Here is a 23,342-nt window from a genome sequence, read left to right as displayed (position 1 = left end):
ATTTTTTCTCTACATAAAAATTGCTCCATGCGCAGATTAATCTCATCAATTTCCAGCAATGGCTTTGTAAAGGATTTTGCAAGACTGTTTGGTGGTGGAGCTGCTGCGCAGATAATCAACTTCGCCTTTATTGCGGTGATATCCAGGCTATACTCCGACATAGAGTTGGGCGTATTCGCCATCTTTATTGCCACTGCAAATATTATTGGATCAACGGCTACCGGAAAGTACGACCAAGCCATAATGCTTCCAAAGCAGGAGAAAAAGGCTAGAAATCTATTTTTGCTTTCGCTATTCTCCACATTGTGGACATCTGTTGTTGTTTTTTGCGCCATTGTAATATTTGTTCTCATTGCAAACATCGCAGGCTACTCCATTGAGCATCGAGTGTTACTTTGGTTTCTTCCCGCTGCTATTTTAATTAATGGAACTGTAAATACTATTCAAAGTTACCTAAACAGGATCGGAGATTATGGTAGGCTAGCCAATGCGCAGCTTGCTTCATCGACCACAACCAACCTACTACGAACACCAAGAATCATATACCCTACAGGAATATTTGGACTGGCCTTTAGCTACTTTTCGGCTCAGCTAGCCTCCATTGTCATTCTATCCAAAAAACACTGGCGAAAATGGCGCCATCTCATTCGCCATTCCAAAATAAATAAATTGCCCTCCGAGGCTAAGGAATACAATCGATTTCCTCGCTACTCCATGCCGATGAATCTCCTTAATCTAGTCTCGGTGAACCTTTTATTGCTATCCATTGGCTTTATTTGGGGAAGTGCACTGTCGGGTCAATATGAACGTGCATTTAAACTTGTATACATTCCATTAGAAATGGTTGGAGCAGCCTTCAGCACCATTTTCTACCAACGGTTTACCTTATCGAAGCAGAAGGTAAAAATGTATATCACTTCACTTATCATAACCCTAGCGGGGGCCACCATCATATTGCTGCCTTTCATCTTTTTGGGACAGTCCATCACCACCTTCGTGCTGGGTGCAAATTGGGGTTCAGCAGGGATAATCACCGGACTGCTGGCGCCAATGGCCATCTTTAATTTTGGCACAAGGTGCGTAAGCATGGCCTTTGCCTCCATTGGAAAAAACAGGGAATTGCTAATTTGGCAGGCCGCATTTCTTGCAATAATGGCAAGTTGGGTTGCAATTGGACGAAGTCAAAACTTTTATACCTTTATTGCTTACTACGCTGCAATTGCAGGAACGCTCTATTTCCTACTTGCATTGCTAGGACTCTATTTTGTAAAAAACCACAAGGCTGAGGAATGAACAACTATACTAATAAGCTATTCACCTGTTTCGCTAGGCTTTTTTACCCCGGCTTCAACTTCGACACCTACTCTAAGCGAACGATTCTGGCCATGATTTTTTACCAAAAAATTCTACGCATCAACGGTAGCGTTCCCTGGCCGGTGCACTTCACCAGCAAGGTAAAGGCTCCCGAAAAAATTGCACGGGGAACCAAGGCCCCTGGCTTCTCACCGGGGTGCTACCTCGATGGACGAAATGGGATTGTTATTGGAGAAAACGTGTGGATCGGCCCCTACGTCTCCATCATAAGCATGGATCATAACCTCACCAACTACCTCCAATATAAAGCTGAGGAGCCAATTGTTATTGGGAAAGATTCACTGCTCACCACCCACTGCATTATTCTTCCCGGAGTAACGTTAGGCGAGCACACGGTGGTGGCTGCCGGAGCGGTGGTTACCAAGTCGTTCCCCGAGGGCGATCAGGTGCTGGCGGGGAATCCGGCAAAGGTGATAAAGAGGTTGGAAAAATACGAGTTCAAGCAACCTATTGCCTAGTTTGTATTAAGCACCAAATCATCAAAGTAGATATGCTCGTCCTTCGACGGGGCAATCTCGTTGGCAAAAACAGAAAAGCTGAGCTTATCCAACCCCAACGTGGGAATATCGCGAAAACGGAGGTTCTCCTTTCGCAGCACCTCAACGCCATCAATCGTTGCATACACCAACCCGTTGCGTGCTCCAACGTCGTTTAGTTTTACGTGGAGCGCCACCTCATACCATCGATTTACGGAAAAGCAGAAGGTGGAACTGTCATTCCCGTTCGTAAAGAGAATATCGCCAAAGCCACGTGGTTGCTCTGGATGGTATAAGTAAAGGCTCAGCCGTCCTCCCTTCCAATACATTAGGCGAGCGGCTAATCCGTCTTTCCCATTAGGTCTTACACCTGCCACCTGAACTCCGCCTCTTATTCCGGGCAACTTCCCGGGTTTAAATACGAACGAGCTGTCGAACTTAACCCGATACGACAGGGTTAGCTCCCGGTAGGAGGAGTCGAGCAGCACATCCCATTGAGAGCCAGTTACCGGCATAGTGTTCCCCAGCTGCAGCAGCACACTCAGGTATTTATTTCCTGTATCGCATTTTATAAAGATAGGGTATGGCGTAATACCCAACTCAAACTTCAGCCAGTCCAGCTTACCGCAGGCTAGCTCTGTATTTCCAATATCGGAGGCCAGCGATGCAAATGAAAGTTTCCCCACTGGAAACTTCTCAAAGGTTTCGGAAACTAGCACACGTTCAGATATATGAGATTTTACTCTAGGGAACGAGCATAACAAAATAAGGGTTGCAAAAAGAATAACCAATAAAAATACAAATGATATTTTCTTAATCATAAATGTTAATTTATGTTAAATAACATACGATAAAAATTGACCTTCGTCATCGTATATAATATTTTTGTCAAATACATAAAAATAATTGAAACCATGAAAAACCTAACCTTACTTACATTATTGCTAATTATTATCAGCACAACATTTGCACAAGACAAAGATACAACGCTGAATGTTCAAAGCGACACCATTCAAGCACTAACCCCGAAAAGTTCTGCACCGCAACGATCTACCTCCAATGGCTCATTGGGAACACTTATCATCACAACTAACTATGGTACAACGGAGATAGGTGCGCAAAATAGTTCCTATAGCCACAACAATACCAGTCTACCTTTTCACTACTTTAACAAAGGAATTGTTATGAATGGAGCACTAAGTTCCTACAGTGGACTCGACTTAAAACTTCAAACAGGAGGGACTAGTCGGATATTCATTAAACAGAATGGATGTGTAGGAATTGGACGAGACCAAAGTGATGTAACGTTTGCAGTCTACAATAATGCCAATCCAGGATTTCAACTTAGGTGTGACAATTATGGTCTACTTATTGGCGTCGCATCAGGTGATTGGTCTTTTGTTGAAAACTCAAAGCAAAAAGATGTCGTTTTTAGAACATTCTCCACTAATGTATCAGCGCCATATACTGACAGACAAGGTATGATATTCCATATTACAAACAATACTGGAGACGGGAATAGTTATATCAAATTTGGTGACAGAAAGAATGGAAACTGGTTCGCTATTCTCAACAACAAAACTGTAAGAATTGATGGAACGGTATACGCTACAGAAATAAACGTAAAAACAGATGTTTGGAGCGACTTCGTATTTAACAAAGACTATAAGCTACGCAGTCTTGATGAGGTTGAAGAATACATTAACGCAAATAAGTGCCTACCCGATGTTCCAAGCGAAGCAGAAGTTAAAGAATCGGGAGTTGATGTTGCCAAAATGAATGCCATACTTTTACAAAAGGTTGAAGAGTTAACGCTCTATGTAATAAAGCAACAGGAGGAGATAAAAGAATTAAAAAACAAAATCGACTCGAAGAAATAGAGTGGTTTTCCTATCTGAAAATTTGAAAAACAAAAACGATGAAACGAGCAAATTGCATTTTACTATCGTTCATGCTGTGTAGTAATTTTGTTTATTCTCAATCCATTATTACGACTGACCCGAAAGGTCCTATAAATACAGAAAGGCCTGAATTGGCAAATCATTTTAACTGGGAAGAAAGGAATTTTTCTGTTTATCATCCTGACGGACATTTTAACAATGGAAATAACGCCATTGACATTGGTAATCCATACTACAAAAGAGAAATATATCAAAGACACTTTAATTTATATGACTACGAAACGACGTTAACAGAACAACAAGAAACGCTATCCTTAAATTTCGATCCAAAAGATGGATGGGAGTTATTATATAAAAACAACGGGATAGACCCATGGGGCAATTTAATCACGGATCCTCTTAAAAACAGGATCGGACCGTATTTTATGTTCTATAACAAATACACAGGGACTCTAAGGGTGATTGCCGCATTTGATGGGTTAGGTGCTAATGACAAGGTAGAAACAACATTACGTTTTAGAAATATTTCAGATCTAAATGTTTCTGCCCTACTTAATTTTTATGGAAAAACAGCACAACCACTTGATCAAAAGACAGATGTAACTGAGATAGCACAAACATCAGGTTTTGCTTCAAATAGAGGATTCGTTTCTGCTGATTTTCAATTGAGCTATGATCCATGTAATTGCAATAAAAAATCTGAAATTGAGACAGATTTCTCTCTTGTAAATAACGCTGATTTAAAATTAAGTGGACGATTAATTGCCACTTCGGTACCACTTGACGCATCTGGGAATTCACCCCTATTAAACAGGGAAGATTTTTTAACAGCAGTATATAAAGACGGCTTTGATGTCAAAGGAGGGGCTTTAACATATAGTAATATCAACAAACTAGTAGCAAAATATAAAAACCCAATTACTGATCCACTTGAGGCAGCGGCAATTGATGTCTTTAAGGCCGCTTTAATCGGTGGTGCAAGTAATGTTGACAAGGAAGTTATTGGCCCTGGTGCAGCGATTGTTTTTAATTCTGCATTCAAGGATCTGCCTTTTTATAAAGTTCAAAAATCTGTTGGTTTAGGCATTGTTGGTGCAGGAGCAAATGCACTATCAGCTGAGTTATTTCCGGAACACAAGGTACCAAACATTAGTTTTATAGAGGGAGAAATGGCATTAAGTGGGACACTTACAGATAACACTCCACTAAATAACGGTTCAAATATTATTGTCGAACCAGGCAGTTTAAATAGTTCAACTGCGTCTTGGCAATACTACCCTCTGTATAATAAACCATTGGGCCTATTTGCGCTATTGCAAATGCCTACTGTAATTAGAAGTACACGAATCCAGTCTTTTAGTTACAAATCTAATGGTTGTTCTCATGACCCTAGTAACGTTGCCCCTTCTTATGGGAACGGTATATATAAGTTTCATATTTATAAATTTAATGGGACATTTAAATACGCATTTAATTCAGATGCTAATATAAATGTTTCAAATACAAAAATATATGCGGCTCTAGTTTTAACTGCAAAAAACCCTCTTGGTACAGAATTAATAAAGAATCTTCAATTGGTCGAAACTTTAAACTCAATTGGTGATGAACAAAAAGTGTATATAACGCCTTTTGTTCCAGTTGAATATCTAGATAGAATTACACCAGAGATTCTTTTTATGGTTTCTAAGACCCCACCTAATTGTCCTTCGTATAAGGAAGAATGTCCTGTTGATGTCAAATTGCGCTTAATGATAGAATATGAGTTTAATGCAAATTCATACGGCAAAAGATATAAGACATTGCAGGTTTACACCTATCCAGTAAATATTGTGGACGGAGAGGATGCCAATACTGATTTTCAGGATATAACGTCTATGCAAATGGATTATGCGACTTCTCAAGATTTAATCAATCCTCAACCCTATCATGCCACAATCGGAGCTTGGAATAAAATCGAGATTTCACACACATTAGGTGCAATACTGTCGAATGGAAGCATAACATTTAAAGCCAACCAGATTGTTGTTAAACCTGGAGCAGTTCTTAAGCGAGGCACGGTATTAAAGTTGGGCTTACCTTACGAAGATCATTCAAGAATAATGCCAGTTACTGGTAACGAGTTAAGCACTTATTGCACTAATAATTACCAAGCATATTTAAGAAACGCTACCTCCTCAAACTCTTCAAAAAACATAGAAAGCAATAATTTAGATACAGTCAATAAGAATATTGCCGACAGCGTAAAGGAAATCATGAACGATGTTAATGATCTGTCAAATTTGCAGAAAAACGAAGTTGAAGTTTATCCTAATCCAAGCGATGGTAGTTTTAACATTATGAACATCAATGGATTTAGTAAAATCATTGTAACTGATATTGGGGGAGTAGTGCTATACTCTAGCGTAATAGATACCAACACATGCAGTTTACAATTAAATATTGGTAGATATGTAAAATCGGGGTTGATTTTAGTGAAGTTGACAGGTAACAATAGTGTTGTAGTAAAAAAAATAATAATAAAATGAAAAATATTTGTGTCGTAATAATCGTATTTTTAATTGTTCTTTCATGTAAGAAAGACACAGAGACTGTGCTGATTATCAAAGAGCAATACGCTCCACCAAGTTGGCCTAAAGAGGGTTTAATTAAAGGAGATTTATACCAAACATCTTTCAACAAACCTCTGTATTCTAACCTTAAAACGAATAATTCACGTGAAATAAAATTAGGAGGGTTATTGGAAGGTACCTATTTGTTTAGATATTACACAGCAGATTCTCCAAATTCATATTGGCCAGTCCCGACAGATACTGTATTTCAAATTCGAAAAAACGAAGAAACCACAATAGTAATCAAATAAACATAAAAACAGATGTATGGAGCGACTTCATATTTAACAAAGACTATAAGCTACGCAGTCTTGATAAGGTTGAAGAATACATTAGCACAAACAAATGTTTACCCGATGTTCCAAGCGAAGCAGAAGTTAAGGAATCGGGAGTTGATGTTGCCAAAATGAATGCCATACTTTTACAAAAGGTTGAAGAGTTAACGCTCTATGTAATAAAGCAACAGGAGGAGATAAAAGAATTAAAAAACAAAATCGACTCGAAGAAATAGGTGGTTTTCTTATCTGAATATTTGAAAAATGAAAACGATGAAACAGACAATTGCATTAATCCTATTATTGGTTAGTTCAAATATATATTCTCAAAGTCCATATCAGAACCTAAAGAAATACTGGTATTACCGAGAGCGATTAAAAAATTTCGTATATGTTAGTCCTAACTTTGATGAAGCAGGAACAAATATTCCTGCTGAAATTATAAGTCCTGATAAAAACACTATTTCTTGGGATGATGGTAACGGTGCACTAAATCAGTATATTTCTGTATTAGCAACAGAATACAGATTATTAAAGAACTCGCATCAAGATTACTCTGAAACAATAAAATCCTTATACTATGCACTGAAGTCTTTTGAAAGACTTGACAAGACCGCTGAGTCATACTACAGGGCAAATAAAGAACAATTTGACAGTGATTTAAACGGATTTTTTATTAGGAATGATGCAACGCCAGATTTTTGGACCAAGTATAATAAATATGGAATAAATCCTTATTTTCAACACACCTCCTTTGACAAAGGAGATAACACACAAAATAGTCTAGACAATTGTATTCATTATCTTGAATCTTTCTCATTGGTAAACGCATTAGTTGATGATGAAACTATTAATGGAATAAATATCAACTTTAAGCAACTCGCACAAGACAATACAAAAAGAATACTTCAAAACATGTACCATCCAGGTGACCCACAGCCAATTGTTCCTGTGCCTTGGATTTTTGATTTCTATCAATATACTTGGTACCTAGCCAATCCGGTTAACGGAGGATTAATCCCAAATGAAAATGGTGGTGGAAGAGATGGCACTATGCTGTATGCATCATATGGCTTCTCCAAGGCTGGAAATAGAATTTTAGGATATGATGCATTTAATGAAATGCTATTTAGTTATGAAATATCAAAAGCATTACTTTCTCACCCTGTAGGTGCAAAAGAATTACAGTTAGGAGCCTATTTAAGAACGACATTACTTCCATTACCGTTAATTACATATATGGATATAGTTTTATCCTTTGGAGATGAAACTGTATTTGAACTAATTAAATACCCCAAATACATAGACATAGGTATTGCAAAAATCCCTTGTTATGTGACAGACGCATCTCTTACAAATTCGTGGAAAATATTGGACGATTATAAATCGAGATCTCTCTGTGCAACAGGAGACATTGACATAGTTAGCGGGAAATCACCTTACGAAGTATTAATACAGAAACAAAATGAAAGCCCAGTTTACAAATATGAACATTTCCCATTAATATGGTCGGTATCAACAAATAATTTTGCCTATATCAAGCAAGAAGACAGACAATACATTAGAAATCTTCTTGATGAAGCACCAGAATGTGGTCCCTACAAAATAGCAAATAATAATCGTCTGGAATATGATGATTATGAATGGTCATCCCCTTCAAGATTAATTTGGCCAGAGCGACTTGGAGAAAATTCTTTTCTGGGGTATTATAATGGACTTGATTACATGTTGTTGCACAATCTATATTGGCTATGCAACTTTCGGTACCCCGAGAATCAGGAATTTCATCAATACATAGGAATACCGTATATGTCAATTGCGAGGAATCAAATCACTTGCTCTTCACCAATAAATTCTCTGTTATTTCATGTTTATTTAATTGCGGGTAATACCGTAAGTTTAAAGCCAGGATTTTCAGCGCAGGCCAAGGTTGGCAAAGGATTTACGGCAAGAATTGCCACTAATATGACAGAAGGAGAAGTTCCTCTAAACTTTCAAAAAGTTTCTCTTACAGATTATCAGCAATGCAGTAATAACCTAGTTGTTAACAAATTACAAGTATTAGCAAAATCAATGAGTAGTCAAAACAATTCCTTGGAGCATTCAAACCAGGATATTTCTGTTTATCCAAATCCATTCTCCAAAAACATAAACATTCAAAATTCTTCATCGCTAGAAATCTCCAGAATTGAAATCTATAACACAACAGGTATGCTAATTAAGAAAGTATTACCAGTAACAGACAATCTCAACTTTGATTTAAATGACTTGCAGAATGGCATTTATTTTCTCAGAGTTGTATATTGCAACGATAGTTTTACAAACGTTAAAATTGTAAAACAATGAGAGTCTTAAAATCATTGGCTACAATTGCCATTCTTAGTCTTCCAGCACTTGCCTGCCAGAATATTACCAACGACACCCTAGATAAAAGCACACTTTATGTGTTTAACCCTGGAGATACGCTAGTATATTACAGCAACTCAGCGAGCGACACCTTTCTGGTTACTGAAAATCGAGAGAGAACCATTAACTCTGACAAAACGCACAACATTGAAACATTACAGGTAAGCACCACCCAAATCAAAGCTAACAATGATTCCAGCAGCTTTGGCTTTTCAATTTATCGGGTGGGAATGAGCTCTACCAACCTCGACTTTCGGAATATAGATTTTACAATTACCGGAACGGCCTCTTTCAACAATACGTTGAAAACTGGGCACACGACCATCTCCAATGTTTTTATTCTCAACAGAGGCACAGATAATTCAACCAGCAGTAGCGACATAAGCATACTTTACTACACGCACAAGTATGGAATTGTGGGGTATGAACTTGTCACTGGGGAAAGAATGATTCTCGGTGAGCAATACTTAGGAAATCGCTAATCCTGCATGTTTTCAGACAATTTCAAACGCACAAAACATTTGGATACTCAAAGAAACCAGCAACACGCGCATCCAATAAACACATTGACTGTAAACTGGTTATGATGATTTGCCACAATTTTCTCTACTATTAATGGGCACATCCTACACAGAACTCCACCCAAAATAATGGTGGAGTTTTTTTACTTATTAGCATTACCATTAATCATTTTTTGTTCATCTTTAGTTGCTAAACCGATATCAGCATGCCGACCATTGAAACCAACCTACTCCGCTGTCCAATAACCAAGCAAAACCTCAGAGAAATAAGCGCTAATGATCTGCCTTCTAGGGCAGATGTACCCAACTCCTTTGGCAATTTCACCCTCAGCCACGGGTTGGTAAACGACAACAACACCTATTTCTTTCCCATAGTCGAAGGTATTGCCCTACTCCTACCATCGTATGCATTTTATATTGGTAACGAGCTGCCCGAGCAACAGAAGATGCCTTTCGACAAAAAAAGAGTATTCGAATACTACAACGAAATAGACTATATCCTAAATGAGAATTTCTCAATTTACTCCGACTCAGCCAAATGGGTAGACTTTCGAAACGTCTCTTCCAATTACTTAAAGAAATCGTTCATAAAAGCAAAAGATTACTTGGGCAGTAAAGGTCAATACCTTCTTGATGTAGCCTCCGGCCCTATTGGATTAAAGGAGTATATCAAACTTTCAGAAAATTTTTCGGTCCGGATTTGTGTCGATATTTCCTTCAAAGCGCTAATTCAAGCCAAGTGGAACCTGACTAACCAAGAAGGCATATTCATTTGTGCCGACATTGCCAATCTACCACTTAAGGAGAACACCTGCGATGCCGTTCTTTGCCAGCATACGCTTTACCATGTACCAAAGGACGAGCAAGGTAAAGCCGTTGAGGAGATGTACCGCGTTGCAAAACCAAATTCAAAAATCGTTATTGTATACAGCCAATTCTACCACAGCTGGCTAATGAATATTACACTTTTGCCTGTTCAAATCTACCGAATTGCACGGCACTTTGCTGGTAAGGCTTTTGTGCAACTTCGTCCGGCATCAAAACCAAGACTATACTTTTACCCGCACAGTAAGCAATGGTTTTATTCGCACTTTTCGTTCAGCCAAAACATAGAAACATACTGCTGGCGAAGCCTAAACAAATACTTTCTTAAAATATTTGTCCACAAGCATCTCGGGGGTGAAAAGTTACTTAATTGGATTTCGCAACTAGAAACAAAGCACTCCAAATGGATTGGTAAAATAGGTGAATATCCAATGTATGTGATTACAAAAAAGGGGTGAGTAGAGAGCATCTCAGCCGATTTCCGTTGCTCCTATGCACTCACCATAAAACATAGATTCAAGTTACGAACCTTTATGACGACTATAATTTGCTAACTATTATAGGATTAATCCTTTATCCCCACCCCCTCGTTTATTACCAGCTTAGTATTGTCGTTTAAAACGGCAACCACCGAGTAAACATAGAAAGCACCCGGCTTCGCGGTTAAATCGAGGTAGCTGGTTTTTTCACCGTTTTTAATAGTTGTGAGCAGAGCCGGTTTATCGTCACCTGCCTGCCGATAAAGCTCCATCCGTTTAATACCTTTAGCCGATAGGCTGCTCCACTCTACGCTAATTCCTTTATCAGTTTTTTGCAGCGTTAGGATGATGCGAGGTCGAGGAAAAACCGGACCAACGTTTATGTGAGCCCGAGCCTTGCATGGCGCACCCGTTACACTCACCGCCTCCACTTCGTAGGTGCACTGGCCGTAACCGGAAAAATTCTCGTCGGTAAAGTAGTTTATGCCAACGGGTATCAGCTGCTTATTCAACTTGGTGGTGGCTAACCCTTCGCCCGACTTATAAATGTTGCAGCCAGCAACTTGAGGGTCATCGTTTTGGCGAGTCCAAATAAGCATTAAATTCTGCAGCGAATCAATTACGTAGCTTAGCTCCTTGGGTGGGGAGGCTTCTACTGGCCCCTGATTAACAATCGTTAGGGTTTCTGAAGGATTGCTCTCCACGTAGCCATCGCTCACGGCCACCACATAGTAGCTCACCTGAACAGAAGGGTTCGACTTAAGAATGGTATCGGTAAAACGCCCTCGTTCACCCACCGGTTTGATTAGACCAGTGCAAGGGAAAAATTTGTTTGTCACCATACTGTTGGTGGCAGTGGTAATTTGCCGATATATTTTATTCCCAACAACGTTACTACCCACGTTCTTCCATGTAAGTTCCGCGCTCCCATCCTTATGCGCCAGCATAAAGTCCTGCGGTGGGTATGGGGTCTCCTTAAATGTACTAAAACCATGAATACGTATGCTTGGCAGCTGGTAGCCAAAAAAGTCGTTTACCTGAATAAAGTAAAAGTAGGCCTCGTTGGAGAAGTCAACCGGGTCAGTATACTCCACGGCATCAGCTGGTAAGCTTGCAACCATCTGGTAACCGGTGTCAAACTTTTTACTTCGAAATAGCGACAGCGATTTTACTGTGAAGCCATAGGTAAGCTTCCACTGAAGATGAATAGCCTTCCTATCTTTGGCCGGTTCGGCAGTAAAGGTGGTAAGCATCACCCTTGGAATATTTGGCAGGTTATGACCGAAGAGAATATCGGAGTGAACGATGGTGCTATCAGCGGTTTTTACCTCAATATAGTATTGGTAAAGGCCCTCTTTGGTAATGGTAGTGTCGATTACCACGAATACCAGCGTGTCGTGCTTCATCTCAGTGAGATGGATTGTCCCAATCTCCTTGAACTCCTTCTTCTCCATGCCCGACCTAAACACCTTAAAATTGCTGGGTTTGGACATATTTTTCGTTATCCAGTAAAGCTCCGGATTCTTGGTTCCACTCAGGGTATTAAAACCGGTGATAACCTGACCCTCCAACCACAACGGGAGGAGAAGTAAAACTAACGCTGCTATTTTGTATCTCATTTTCAAATTTTTTTCCTGAACACTACTTTATCGAGCATTTACCGAAGCCAAAGCCATATCCAACATCGGTTTGGCTTGAATGCTTTGCATAGAGGTTAAAGTTGAAATCAACATCCACATCATAGAGACACATGTGAACACCAAAATCACCATCAGCACAAGCCTGAAGGGTTAGGACTTTAGGACTGAAACTGTATTCACCATCCATATTTGCAGAAGCTCCGGTATAAACTGAAAAACTGCAAAGTCCAACAGAAAAACCACCCGAAGCATTTGCGAAAACATACCCACCAATTTTAACCTTGCGATTGGCTGGATCAAAATCGCCCATTACATAAGAGCCCAGTCCTGCCTTAATATTAATGGATAAAACCGGAACAACAGGAACCTCTTCGTTAATATCCAGAAGATTTGCCTGCCCAATAAAATAGAATCCATGAATGGTACTTAAGTTGGGTTTGAATTTGCCTTCAAAACCACTGATAAGGGCCGATACATCAGCGGGCAAAACAGAGCTGGAGTTGCCAATGAGTAATCCACCCTGCACGCCAAGCACTTGAAGCAACTTTAAATGGGTATTAGCCATAGCCAAATAGTAGCCGCTATTGTCGAACTTAACGCTCACCTGTCCATAAACAACAGTGGCATAGCCCAAATCCACATCGTGGACCACCAAGTTGCCATAAAGGCTGCCCTTCTCAAAATCGAATACCAGACTCATGTTACCTAATCCCACGTCAATATTGGTAAGCTTAATACTGGAGCTACTTACATCTACGTCGCCATATACAGTAAACGTCAAGGTGTTATCTGCACCTGCTCCATTCAAACCATCAATAGCGGAGGTGTTTCCGTTGAACACCAGGCTGTTCCACTCGGAGTTATTGTTTATGGTGTGAATGCTGCCATCTGTTATTTTTACAATATTACTACCTGCTTTAAAGTCTTGAGCGTTGTCACCCTCATACTTCTTAAGGGCATCAACCTTTATTACATCTATCTTACAGGAACTATTGGTCCTTTGGAGTTTGCCCCTCAAATAGAATGGCGCACCACCCGAATTTACAGGCGATACCTTAAACGTTCCGTAGGCCGTGTATTTTCCCGTTTCGAACGTTTGAGAAGTATCGAGTTCAAATTCAACATTACCGGGACAATCAACCACACCTTGGAAAGGTTGCATTCGGCCAACAATGTGTCCATTATCTAATTTATAACGCATTGCGGTCATCAATGGGGTAAAGCCGGGGATCTTAGGATCGGGAGTTCCTTGGAGGTCGAAATAGTCCTTGCCCGAAACAATTTGGCTCACCTCTAAATCGATGAGGTTGTAGAACCTGAAGGTCTTCATAATGGTGAGCACGTTGGTCTGATCGCTCATTATCCCAATGGAGGCAAACTCCAACCTTTGACCATGCTGCATCTCAGGAAGATTGTCAACATAGCCAGCTGGTTGGTTCGATGCCGAATTTCCCACCACGCTGATGCGGTAGTGACCGGTGTTATCGTAGTTAAATAGAGGCGTCAATCCGCTTGAGAGTTTAATTGTGGCAACCCCGCCCAACGAAAGACCACCATTGGACATATCGATTACTCCTTCGCTAAGGGAGGTTGGCCTAACCTTTAAATTTTTGATGGTTGCATCAATACCAACACCAGTATTTATAAACGCTTTGTCAATAACAATAGCTTCGTCGTTATAGTCAAAATGCCATCCTTGCTGGGAGGTGACCTTCCACTTCTCAAGGTTGAAATTCAGGGGGGCGCTGGCAGATGGATTGAGGGAGATACCGGAGGTGGATATTGTCACCTCGCCAACACTCATATTTAAGTCTAAACTGCTGCATGTTTGGCACGTTGCGATATCGGTATGCAAGATGGTAGAGAGAAAAATCTTATCTCCCATTAAGTAGGATGAATTCCCAAGTATTGAACTTGCATTAAAGCCATAAACCCTATAGTTTTTAACAGGTGTTGGCGCAAGGGAATTATCGAGGCTAAACACGTTATAGTGTTTCTTAAATACCGAAACATCTACTTGGTTTGGTGTTGCTATCAAACCCTGACCAGACAAATTCATGTATTGACTAGAAGATGATGTGACCTGATTTGAAAAGGCAACCAGCTGGTTATTTAGATTACTGCTGCCTATATACAAAATAGCATTAAAGTCACTGGCAACATTAATGGAGCTAATATCAAGCTTCACCATACCCTTCAATTGTGCCATATCCTCCGATTTCTCAATCCTAAGTTGTGTTCTCGTATACTTTTGCACATTTCCGGCAACACCAACCAATCTGATTAGATCACCTGAAAAGCTCTGGTTAACCACCAATGGAATATCGGTAACATCTAGCTTTATGAAGTCGTTCACCGGCTCCATCTTTCCATTCGGCAACTTTTTAACGTGCAGACCGCTAAATGGTATCTTAAGATCGGATTGCTCAATAACAAAGTCACCTGTAGTAGGTAGATTATGAATATATCCACTTACGGTGGCCTCATCCGTTTTTCCGGTAACCAATGCAAAATACTCTATGACAACTGGGTAATTCCAAATGGTGGTTAAATTCCAACCTGTAATACGTTGTAGCGCAAAGTTGTAAGAGGGGGGATTTAGCACATTGTAAAGCATCGTTAGGTTGATCGTCTTGGAATCGCCCACATAGCTTGGATTATTGCCACTCTTCACCGCATAAAACTTAAACGCTGTTTGTCCATGTGGAATTCCCTTGAGCGTGTATTTGCCGTCCTGTCCAGAGGAGCATTGTATGTAAAGTACGGTGCCATTGGTACTCTTTAGTTCAGAATAGATCTCTGCCCCCGCAATAGGTTGACCATTCGATTTATCGGTAACAACACCATGTATACTTATGCCATAGTCGAGATTATAAACGAACTGAGTCCAAGTTTTCGATACCGGAATGCTAATGGATTCCTGAACCGGAACATAATCTGACGAAGATGTAATCTTAATGGTAAACTGATCGCCCGCTGAGGCAAACTTGAATTGTGCAACACCTTGGCTATTGGTATATACCGTTTGGTTATTAATTTCCACCTTCGCAAAATGAACAGGGTTACCCTTGGGATCCTTAACCACAATCTCAGGTCGATGCAGTTTTTTAAACACCATCAACTTCATGGGAACAGTTGGTAGGGTTGAAAAGGAGGTATCGCGTTCGTAGTATTGGGTCGACTTAGGCTGAACTGTTATGGTATTGTGAACCGATTGAACTGGAATCTTAAACATCTCGTAGTCCTTCCCAAACCATACTTGATGTTCTGTAATATAAAAAGGAGTATAGTCGGTTTTAACGTAGGAAGCCACGGCATTTCCATCCTCATCCACAACATAACCCCTCATGGGAGGAACGGGAGTAAGGTTTACATCCTTAATGTCGAGAAGCTGACCTAAACTGATATTATAGGCGTGCATTGTTAGTGGAGGAATAACAGTATCGCGGTATCCAGGCTGTCGGATAAACAATCGGCGATAGGGACCACGCACCTGATCCCCAATTTTATTTATGGGTAAATTTTTAAACTGGTAAAACCCAATCTCATTAGAGGTGGTGCTACCTTCTGATTTCAGGATGGATGTATTGTTATAATACTTCATGCCACCATAGGCATTCTCAAATTCGCCCATGGAGCTAAAGGTTTTAAAATAATCGACCTGATTGATTAGCTCAACACTTACATCCTTTTCGGATGCATTTTGCGAATTGGTCATTGCCATTATGCGCCCCTTTATCTCCGGATTTAGGGGTTGCATGGTGTAATCCAACTCAACTTCGGGAATAGTGTAAAGGTGGTTGTAAACTGCGTAGGTGTTGTTCGAGCTGTTGTTGTCGACACTCGTTTGGGAACTTGATGGTAATGCCTCAAAAATGGTTTGGTAGTTATACTTAGTATCTTCATAACTGGTGCTAGAAATTTTATTATCTCTCGTGGAGAGTTCAATAAGATACTGCGGATTAATATCGCTTTGCACAACAAGGTTCTTGACATAGATATTGCCTTCACTCCCAGTGGTGTCGATGGCCACATTCTTGAAGGAGCCATAATCGTCCACAGTATGGGTTGTTAGGCGTTCCCCTTCATAGTTGAGAATAAGCGGCAACTCTTGATTAAGCTTGTGGGAATCACGCATAATGCTAACCCTCACATTATCCATTGGCTGACCTGCAGGTGCAACCTGACCCGTAACGTTAGAAGCCTTTGGAACTACCTTTAAGTTATAGGTTTTTAGCTTGGCCACCTGATCGGGCAGCTGAACATTATCGCCGGGCATGGCCAGAATGTCCACATCGGGGCTGCAAAACTTCTCATTAACAACCTCCACTTTTAGGCAAATGTATCCAGCATATTGCGAAGGATCGTCAATGGTTAAACTCATGGTGTGCTGCTGACCACCACCACCCATTCCAGCATTTTGAGCATTACCCAATGCGACATTTCCACCCATGTAGTTTACACCTTGAAAAACCTCATCCATTCCCCAAGTCAAATGTTCCAGTGGATTTAAGGTTTGAATTTCAGTCGAAATCGGAGGGTGAGTAATATCAACTGTCGTAAAGTGACCAGTAAAAAAGTCCGATTGAAAATCGAAGGTGAAGTTGCCATTCTGATCGGTTTCGGTTACCGCCAGCACAACGTTAATAATCTTGTCGGCATCACCACGATCGTTGCCTTTCATGTCAACAATGCTTTTAATTAGCTGCTTGGCATTGGGCCCATGATAATCTGGCATAAAACCATTTTCGGGGTAACCATCTTTATAGTAGGCCACTCGACCAACCAGTTTAACCATTGTGTTTGGAAGTGGTTTGGTATTCTCCATGGTCTCGGTGGATGCAAAGAAGGTTAGTGTCTGAGGATTAAAATTATACTTGCCCAAATTATTAGCAGAAGAAACACCATAATTTGCAGTAATGCTATTTTGATTGACACTTGAGCCAATGTTAATGCCCAGTAGCATTGCATCGTTATAATTAATTCCTTGCTTCTGGTCATTTTTATTTTGAAGTGTGTGTGTAGAATAGTTGTTTGGAATAACAATTTGGCTATTGGAGCCATTTATCAAGTTGATATAACTAATTGGCCCGTTGGGGTTGTCGGGGAATTTACAGAATAGTCTTCCCTTAATTACCGTTTCAGGTACATAGCTAAAATCGTTGCTAAATACTGTTATGGAGCCGTTTATCGAATCGGTTGAAGTAGCACTAACATTTGGGTTAAAGATGTTTGTGGTGCTGGTTCCATAGGTAAAGGAGTAAACTTCGCTTCGGCCAAAATTCTGAAAATGCCTGTTCGATTCAGCATCCTTTGCAATTACCTCAAAGGCATACCTTCGTCCGGGTTCCAGAAGTGGCTGTGCCGGGCCATACAAGAAGGCCGTTCCCTGCACTTCCGTTTCGAAAAATGCGGGCGTAGTGGCCGAAAGCATGTCATCGTTTGGATTTTGGGAAGGATCTAATATCTCAACAATTTTAAGCGTATAGGTTGTCCACACCGGAGCACCTGGCGATGGCGTCCAACTAAAAACAATATTTTGAATGGTGCTATTGGTAATTACGGTTTGATCGGCCGGGGATACAATCATGGGGGGTTGAAGATACCTCACGCTAAACATGTTGCTACACCCAACCACACCACCCTCCGGTGAAACCATACCTGAGTTATCGTAAACAGAGACGCACAGCTTATAGGTTCCCTCCGGCAAGCCGGATTTGAAGAGATCACTGCTCGAAATTCCGGAAACCACCCAAGCGTTAGCTTGAAAATAGTCGAATAGATCACCGGAAGTGATTAGCTGAGGAACATTTGATAGTGAAATTAAATTTGCGGGTGAAAAAGTGGGGCTGGTGCGAAGCACGATGCCGTTATCCCCCTCAATCCTTAAGTTGAGCCTAACCTTTGCCGGACGGTTAGCAGTAAGGGTTACAAGAGCCCTGTCGGCATATTGGGTAACGTCCTCCATGAAAGGAGGAACTACCTGAGTGGCCACATTCACCGATAAATTTGGTATACTGAAATAGCCGCTACAGCCCAAAGGAGAATCACCAGAAACGGGGGTTCCATTGTCGAAAACACGAACACAGAGCTGATAGTTGCCGGCTGGCAAACCATTGTTTTGTAGGTCGGTTGGGCTAATGCCAACCGTCAAAAGATTTTGAATCTGAAAATAGTCCTGAAGATCGATTGCAGAAAGCACCAGCGGAGTGGCATTGTAAAGGGTAAAGTGAGGATATATGATATCTGATTTTGAATACACCTCGATGCCATTATCCCCAACAATCTTAATGTTGAGAAAACAGTTGGTTGAACTGAAATCAATGGCAGATAGGGTAATATGAGTATGGTTTATATAATCCTCAACATATGGACTGTAGGGTGGAGTTACCACAACATTTGCTGTAACTTGGGCTTTGACCTCAATATTAGAAACTAGCAGCAAGGTGCTAATGAATATGAGTATCCGGGTGTTGACATTTTTTAACAGCATATCCTTAGAATATGAATGAATAACCAATTTCACCTGTTGTCTCTCTGTACGAGCTAATGCTTGCATCCATAGCATTATTGGTATGCAGGTTATACCTTGCTTTAAATTGATGGTTCTTTTTTAGCCTGTAAGAGGTAGTAAACGACAAAATATTTATATTACTAACATCCAAACTATTGACCCGATTATTGAAATAGCTATCACTCAGTGCAAGATTCATTTTATTCTTAAAAAACGAGGTAGAAAAGGAGATAACCGGGCCAAAGTACTTAGTGTCCATTATATCGAGCTTAAAGTGCGAATAGGTGTAGGTGAGCGACATGTTCAGCCTCAGGGGCATGTAGCTAACCATGTAGGAGCCCATCCACATATTTGTGGTGTAGGAGTTTGTATTCTCAGTTACCTTATTGTTATCGGTTAGCTTCTGATTATTGAACGAGAGAAGGAAGTTGTGCATAAAGGTAGTTCCTGTAACGCTAAAGTTCTGGGTGACAGTAATCGACTGGGTGGTTTGTGATATTTTATATAAGCTATCGAGTGAATAGTTCGCTTTGCTTTGGCTAATCTCAAAGTTCGAATACGAAACGTCGAGGTTGTACCAGTTAATTGGTCTGGCAGAGAATCGCATCGACCAGATTGTGCGGTTGGTTTGTTGAGTTAGGGTATTTTTGAGGTTATCGCGCTGGAATCCGAGGCTACTACCAATAATATACTTTCCCGAAGCCAAGTTCACTCCCGGTTCAATGGTTATGTTGCGCAGGTCGTTCTGAATAAAATAAGTTCCTAGGGAATTGAACCCCGGGTCAATTTGCTTGAATCTCAACTTAATGTTAAACACTTTCATACTGTAGCCAAAGTATGTTTCGATGGCACTCCCCTGCGACGTAGAGGAGTTCTTCGCAATTAACCCTGAAAATGGCGATGAAATTCCACTAGGGGGCAAGCTATCTAATCGGGCATCCTTGGTAAAAATGCTGTTTGCATACTCAAGGTAAAACTCAAATTTCTTTAAAAATCGCTGCTTGGTAATAATTGAAAAAACAACATTCTCAGCAGGTGCCACCGAATGTTGGCTCAAGGTGTCGATAGAGTTAAGAATATCGTGACCCTTAAAAAGAACAAAGTCGATGAAGTTAGCGTTGGTTCCATATCCAACCTTAAAGCTGAGGCCATCGCGACGATAGGTCGGTATCCGACTAGTGAAGGGTTCATTTTGGGTTATGGGATCGGCATCAACAGCCTTCATTAGCCGACCATACATAAATCCAAGCCTGAATTTTCCGGGGGTAAATTCACCTCCAACTCCCAACATTGTGTGGCCTCCCAAGGTGTATTTAGAAAAGTTGACATCCCTATAGCCCAGATGTAGCTTTGCCCATTTATAGGAGGGGCTTACGCCAAACTTATTGAAGGGTTGCTGAAAACTTCGCTGCTGCTCACTAATGGTAAGGGAGAAGGGCAATGATAATCCATAAATATCTACAACAGGATTACCAACTAGCATCCAAGAGAAGGCTGGTCGGTTGGCCTCGCGTCCAGTAACATTATAGAACACCATGGATGCACCCAACTGACCGGAAATTTTTATTTTTCCTCCCGATTTGATATTTTCCAAATTCTGTGCATTGCTACTTTGATTAACACCTAGTAACAAAACCACAAAGAGCAGTAAAACGGGAACTCTTTTCATTAGTAAATATTAAATTTAGCAATGAATCTAAAAACACAATTAATGTAATTAGTGGAGTTTTTTGGCGCTATAGCAAGCAGCTTATTAAACTATGAATACCCTCCTCCCGATTCTTTGGTCAAGGTATTTGGTCTCTGAAAAAAAACTTAATCCTTGTATTTAGGTGCCCAAGATTGGTCGATCACCCAATGGGAATATTTATTAACCTTTTCATGTAATGGATAACGTGCTATAGATATCCATAGCACGTTCAGTCTAGTTATCGCTTGGTTATCTGGAAGTACTACTGCTTGCTTCAATTGTCTGCCATTTCCATATTCAGAAAAGACTGGCTAGCCTCCTAGAAAAACTCCACCACGGTAAAGAACCTGAAATTTTTAACCGAAAGGCGAAAGGGCTTATCTAAGCACTTATTTGACATTAATATAACTAAGCGAAATATATAATAATTGAGAAAAAAACTCAAGTCGTTCGTCATAAAAAACACAAGAGCTATATGTCTAAAGGAAATAAAGAAGGTTGAAAAGTTGCACAAAAATGAAATGAAAGGCTAATGGGTGAAAGGCTGAAGTTGTACCTGTGCGAATTACTTAGGCTTTAATGGCGGGGATTGCAATAGTTTTCCCTGTCAAAGCGGTGGCAAGTTCCCTCAATATCAAATGAACTGAAACTACTATGCACCTAATCATTAGAAGGTTTAATAAGTTAGAGGATCAACATTGTGTCAAGGCTTGCTTCCCACCTAACCTTTAACTCACTATCACCCTCATCGCTAAAGCGCGTGCATCAAATGCTGCTGAATTGACCTTTTTGGAGCAAAATTGCCTTTACAGATTCGAGCAAAACATTTGGAAGCAGAAAAAAAGTAGCTATATTTGCACCCGCAAAACATGGTGGTTGTAGCTCAGTTGGTTAGAGCGTCAGATTGTGGTTCTGAAAGTCGTGGGTTCGAGACCCATCTTCCACCCAAAGACTCCTTCGAGAAATCGAGGGAGTTTTTTTATGCAAAAAAGCCACAACATTTTTTTTGCTGTGGCTTAATTAACTTAATTGCAAATCTATTTTTTTACAGCACTATCCGGCACAAAATCCATCGAAATGGAGTTTACGCAGTATCGAGTATTCTTTGGCGTAAAGCCTTCGCCTATAAATACATGCCCTAAGTGAGCACCACACCGGGCACAGGTAATCTCGATACGTTGACCGTCGGCATCTAGCGTGCGCTTAACAGCTCCCGGAATTGCATCGTCGAAGGAGGGCCAGCCACAACCGGCATCGAACTTATCGGACGATCTAAAAAGCGGTGCTCCACAGCGCTTGCATACATATACACCTTTGCCAGAAAACTTATCGTATTTGCCAGAAAATGGAGCTTCAGTTCCCTTTTTCACGATAACATTCTCTTCAGCAAGGGTGAGTTTTTTAAACTTGGAGGTATCCATTGTAGTAACTTTTTTATTATTGACTGTTTGGCCGTTGCAGGAGACGCTGCCCAGAACCATCAGAATAAGGAGTAGTTTTTTCATCTTGAAAGATTTTCTAGTGTAAAAACAACAGCCACAACTAAATGTTTTTGGATAAAAATGGCAGATACCACTCACTTAGCGCAGCTAGAATTCGTTTGTGTAAAATTGCAATTGCGTACTACCCCCAAAAAACTACTACAAACCTCAAATATCTCTGGGCTAAAAACAGGTTATAGGTTTTATAATCTCACGGAAATCATGACAACGCCGGTATTATCAATGGCGATAACTTAACCTAACCACACCAAGCCTTTGAGTTGTTTTTTCAGCAATCAAGATCAGAAACAAAAATAGAAATGACCAGCGTGACCAATTGCGGCATTAATGTTTACGCTCTAGCTTTGGCAACGGTTTACATACAGGTTCTAGTCAGGTGCAAGAGCCATTGCGGCGTGCTCTCACACCTATAGGCGTAAGCAAAGAGCCCCGATTTCTCGGGGCTCTATCTTTAAAATCAAAGCACTTACTTATTTTGTCAACTCAGACAATCTCTTATCTGAAGTTCGTTTGTTTACAAAGATCACCAACCGTTGACCGGCCCGAATCATGTGTCCACGAATGTTATTCCAGTAGCGTAGCTCAGAAACCCTAACGTTGAAACGCATGGCGATAAAGCCAAGATTATCCCCATTTTTTACCCGGTAAACAACCCTCTTTTTTCCTGCAATATCGTAAACACCACCATAATTACCGGGAATAGCCAACATTTTTGGATTAAAGAAAATACTATCCTTGTAAGAGTATATCTCATTTTCCTTATCGATGAATTGAGAAATCAGAACCTGAGGTAACTTCAAAATGTAAGTTTTCTCCTTCCCCGGAATAATGTTCCTTATATACTGGGGGTTTAGTTCCTGAAGGGCATCGAGGGGTACGTTGAGCACTTCTGAAATTTGCTTTAGATGTAGCATTCGATGAACATGAATGGTATCGACGGCAAAGGGCATTTCAATATTCTTAGGCACTAGGTTATGCTCCTTGTAATAGGTAAGTGCATAGGTTGCTGCGATGAAAGCAGGAACGTAGCCACGGGTTTCCCTAGGCAGCAGGTAGTAAATTTCCCAGTAATTACGTTTGCCACCCGAACGGCGAATGGCCTTGTTCACGTTACCTGGTCCGCAGTTGTA

14 protein-coding genes and 1 tRNA gene are annotated in these 23,342 nt (G+C 40.6%); 9 read left to right on the top strand and 6 right to left on the bottom strand.

Going from position 1 to position 23,342, the window contains the following annotated elements; all coding sequences use genetic code 11:
• The first annotated feature begins 27 nt into the window (after positions 1–27).
• Positions 28–1,293, top strand: a complete 1,266-nt coding sequence (locus tag VMW01_11105; GenBank protein HUW06795.1) for an oligosaccharide flippase family protein — start codon at positions 28–30, stop codon at positions 1,291–1,293.
• A complete protein-coding gene (locus tag VMW01_11100; protein HUW06794.1) occupies positions 1,290–1,832 on the top strand; it encodes an acyltransferase in 543 nt (180 codons plus the stop codon). Before VMW01_11105 ends, VMW01_11100 begins: the two co-directional genes overlap by 4 nt.
• Here VMW01_11100 and VMW01_11095 read toward each other — a convergent pair.
• The gene (locus tag VMW01_11095; protein ID HUW06793.1) at positions 1,829–2,671 is read right to left on the bottom strand and encodes a hypothetical protein; all 843 of its coding nucleotides are present in this window, start codon (positions 2,669–2,671) and stop codon (positions 1,829–1,831) included. The genes VMW01_11100 and VMW01_11095 overlap by 4 nt on opposite strands.
• Positions 2,672–2,764: 93 nt before the next feature.
• Between VMW01_11095 and VMW01_11090 the strand changes: the two genes are divergently transcribed.
• The 6 genes from VMW01_11090 to VMW01_11065 all read left to right on the top strand — a co-directional run bounded on the left by VMW01_11090 (position 2,765) and on the right by VMW01_11065 (position 10,845).
• Positions 2,765–3,730, top strand: coding sequence for a hypothetical protein (locus tag VMW01_11090; GenBank protein ID HUW06792.1), 966 nt, complete (start codon positions 2,765–2,767; stop codon positions 3,728–3,730).
• A 38-nt stretch (positions 3,731–3,768) separates the two neighbouring features.
• On the top strand, positions 3,769–6,276 hold the full coding sequence (locus VMW01_11085; GenBank protein HUW06791.1) for a T9SS type A sorting domain-containing protein: 2,508 nt from the start codon (positions 3,769–3,771) through the stop codon (positions 6,274–6,276).
• Positions 6,277–6,541: 265 nt separating this feature from the next.
• Entirely contained in the window at positions 6,542–6,871 is a 330-nt protein-coding gene (locus VMW01_11080) for a hypothetical protein (protein ID HUW06790.1), read from the top strand.
• A 37-nt stretch (positions 6,872–6,908) separates the two neighbouring features.
• Entirely contained in the window at positions 6,909–8,981 is a 2,073-nt protein-coding gene (locus VMW01_11075; GenBank protein HUW06789.1) for a T9SS type A sorting domain-containing protein, read from the top strand.
• Positions 8,978–9,523, top strand: coding sequence for a hypothetical protein (locus tag VMW01_11070; protein ID HUW06788.1), 546 nt, complete (start codon positions 8,978–8,980; stop codon positions 9,521–9,523). Before VMW01_11075 ends, VMW01_11070 begins: the two co-directional genes overlap by 4 nt.
• Before the next feature lie 245 nt (positions 9,524–9,768).
• On the top strand, positions 9,769–10,845 hold the full coding sequence (locus VMW01_11065) for a methyltransferase domain-containing protein (protein HUW06787.1): 1,077 nt from the start codon (positions 9,769–9,771) through the stop codon (positions 10,843–10,845).
• 107 nt (positions 10,846–10,952) lie between these two features.
• Here the strand turns inward: VMW01_11065 and VMW01_11060 are convergent, their stop codons facing one another.
• Genes VMW01_11060 through VMW01_11050 form a run of 3 tightly spaced genes read right to left on the bottom strand, consistent with a single transcriptional unit; the run spans position 10,953 to position 20,689 of the window.
• The gene (locus tag VMW01_11060) at positions 10,953–12,485 is read right to left on the bottom strand and encodes a hypothetical protein (protein ID HUW06786.1); all 1,533 of its coding nucleotides are present in this window, start codon (positions 12,483–12,485) and stop codon (positions 10,953–10,955) included.
• Between the two features lie 22 nt (positions 12,486–12,507).
• Positions 12,508–18,999: a hypothetical protein gene (locus VMW01_11055; GenBank protein HUW06785.1), complete on the bottom strand. Its 6,492-nt coding sequence runs from the start codon at positions 18,997–18,999 to the stop codon at positions 12,508–12,510.
• Between the two features lie 4 nt (positions 19,000–19,003).
• The gene (locus VMW01_11050; GenBank protein HUW06784.1) at positions 19,004–20,689 is read right to left on the bottom strand and encodes a hypothetical protein; all 1,686 of its coding nucleotides are present in this window, start codon (positions 20,687–20,689) and stop codon (positions 19,004–19,006) included.
• An 892-nt stretch (positions 20,690–21,581) separates the two neighbouring features.
• On the opposite strand from VMW01_11050, the gene VMW01_11045 reads away from it, so the two are divergent.
• A tRNA-His gene (locus tag VMW01_11045) sits at positions 21,582–21,657 on the top strand.
• A 90-nt stretch (positions 21,658–21,747) separates the two neighbouring features.
• Here VMW01_11045 and VMW01_11040 read toward each other — a convergent pair.
• A complete protein-coding gene (locus tag VMW01_11040; GenBank protein ID HUW06783.1) occupies positions 21,748–22,215 on the bottom strand; it encodes a methionine-R-sulfoxide reductase in 468 nt (155 codons plus the stop codon).
• A 467-nt stretch (positions 22,216–22,682) separates the two neighbouring features.
• Positions 22,683–23,342, bottom strand: a 660-nt coding sequence (locus tag VMW01_11035) for a LysM peptidoglycan-binding domain-containing protein (GenBank protein HUW06782.1), incomplete at its 5' end; no start/stop codon positions are given.

It is taken from the genome of Williamwhitmania sp., from assembly GCA_035529935.1.
Lineage (GTDB): Bacteria > Bacteroidota > Bacteroidia > Bacteroidales > Williamwhitmaniaceae > Williamwhitmania.
This window is presented reverse-complemented; position numbering and strand designations above follow the sequence as displayed.

Bases quoted from the DNA above. Each gene is read 5' to 3' on its own strand.
- VMW01_11105 (HUW06795.1), top strand. From the start codon at position 28: ATGCGCAGATTAATCTCATCAATTTCCAGCAATGGCTTTGTAAAGGAT.
- VMW01_11100 (HUW06794.1), top strand. From the start codon at position 1,290: ATGAACAACTATACTAATAAGCTATTCACCTGTTTCGCTAGGCTTTTT.
- VMW01_11095 (HUW06793.1), bottom strand. From the start codon at position 2,671: ATGATTAAGAAAATATCATTTGTATTTTTATTGGTTATTCTTTTTGCA.
- VMW01_11090 (HUW06792.1), top strand. From the start codon at position 2,765: ATGAAAAACCTAACCTTACTTACATTATTGCTAATTATTATCAGCACA.
- VMW01_11085 (HUW06791.1), top strand. From the start codon at position 3,769: ATGAAACGAGCAAATTGCATTTTACTATCGTTCATGCTGTGTAGTAAT.
- VMW01_11075 (HUW06789.1), top strand. From the start codon at position 6,909: ATGAAACAGACAATTGCATTAATCCTATTATTGGTTAGTTCAAATATA.
- VMW01_11070 (HUW06788.1), top strand. From the start codon at position 8,978: ATGAGAGTCTTAAAATCATTGGCTACAATTGCCATTCTTAGTCTTCCA.
- VMW01_11065 (HUW06787.1), top strand. From the start codon at position 9,769: ATGCCGACCATTGAAACCAACCTACTCCGCTGTCCAATAACCAAGCAA.
- VMW01_11060 (HUW06786.1), bottom strand. From the start codon at position 12,485: ATGAGATACAAAATAGCAGCGTTAGTTTTACTTCTCCTCCCGTTGTGG.
- VMW01_11055 (HUW06785.1), bottom strand. From the start codon at position 18,999: ATGCTGTTAAAAAATGTCAACACCCGGATACTCATATTCATTAGCACC.
- VMW01_11050 (HUW06784.1), bottom strand. From the start codon at position 20,689: ATGAAAAGAGTTCCCGTTTTACTGCTCTTTGTGGTTTTGTTACTAGGT.
- VMW01_11040 (HUW06783.1), bottom strand. From the start codon at position 22,215: ATGAAAAAACTACTCCTTATTCTGATGGTTCTGGGCAGCGTCTCCTGC.